This is a genomic window from Aeromonas sp. QDB56, from assembly GCF_027705505.1.
In the GTDB taxonomy this organism is placed as follows: domain Bacteria; phylum Pseudomonadota; class Gammaproteobacteria; order Enterobacterales; family Aeromonadaceae; genus Aeromonas; species Aeromonas caviae.
On record NZ_JAPDBZ010000275.1, the window covers coordinates 1 to 1,254 of the forward strand.

Annotated in this window: 1 protein-coding gene; it reads left to right on the forward strand. The window is 61.5% G+C overall.

The window, feature by feature from the left end:
- The coding region (tnpC, locus tag OKB81_RS20365) for an IS66 family transposase (protein ID WP_270805433.1) at window positions 1-1,254 on the forward strand (1,254 nt) is incomplete at both ends.

Sequence of the window (1,254 nt, forward strand, 5' to 3'; positions counted from 1 at the left end):
GATTTACAAGCTGATGGCGCGCATCGCCGAGCTTGAAGACCGCCTCAACCAAAACAGCAATAACTCCTCCAAGCCCCCCTCCACTGATGGCTCGGGGACCCCGCCTGCGCGCAAGCGCCCCGCTTCCGGCAAGGCTCGTGGTGCCCAGCCTGGCCACAAGGGGCAGCGGCGTGAACGTCATCCTGAGGACGACCGACTGACGGCAATACCACACTATCCTGCCCGGCAGTGCGCCTGCTGTGGTGAGCAGGTGGTGTCCCATGACAAGCCCTACCGGGTTCATCAGGTGTTTGACCTGCCCGAGGTCAGCTATGTGGTGACAGAGCATCAGCTGTATCGGGGCACCTGCCGTGGGTGCGTCACCACCAGTGAAGCAGCCCTGCCCGATACGGTGAGCCACAGCCAGATGGGGGCTAATCTGCTGAGCTATATCGCTTTGCAGAGTGGTCAGTTCCACCAGAGCATCAGCAAGATACAGCAGCAGCTCAAGCAGCACTTCGGTTTGAGCTTTAGCCGAGGCGCCATCAGTGAAGCGCAAGGCCGGGTCAGCGCCATGCTCACCCCGACCCACCAAGCCATCAAACAGCAAGTGCAGTCTGCCGCCATCATCCATGCCGATGAAACCCGGCACCAGCGGGGCGGTGAGCGACGCTGGATGTGGCTGGCCCTGAGCAAGGTCGCGGTCTGCTTCATGACGGCGTTTGGCCGCGGTCAGGAGGCAGCGAAGCGGTTGCTGGGCAGTGAGCTTGATGGGGTGCTGGTGACCGACCAGTATGCGGGATACCGCTTCATCGACAGCGCCCAGCGCCAACTGTGCTGGGCGCATGTGCTGCGCAACGTGGCGGCGATTGCCGAGAGTAGCGACGCCGTCAACCAGCCTATCGGAGCCCGGCTGGTACTGCTGGCTGACACGGTGTTCAGAACCCGGCATGGCTATGAACAAGGCTGCTTAAGCCGGGAGCAGTACCAGCGAAGGTTGCAGCGATGTCGGCAAAGCTGGCGAAGGCAGCTGGAGCGGGGCAGTGTACTGTGTTCCAAGCGCTACCGTGGGCGCTGCCAGTTACTGCTCAAGGACGATGAGATGCTATGGCGTTTTATGGAAAACGACGAGATAGCGCTGACCAACAATGAAGCGGAGCGGGCGCTGCGTGGCTATGTGCTGTGGCGCAAGGGAAGCTGTCACAAGAGTGGCATGAAAGACGCGTGGTTTCTGGCCAGTAACCGGACCGATCTGAGTGCCGCCAAGGCGTTGCA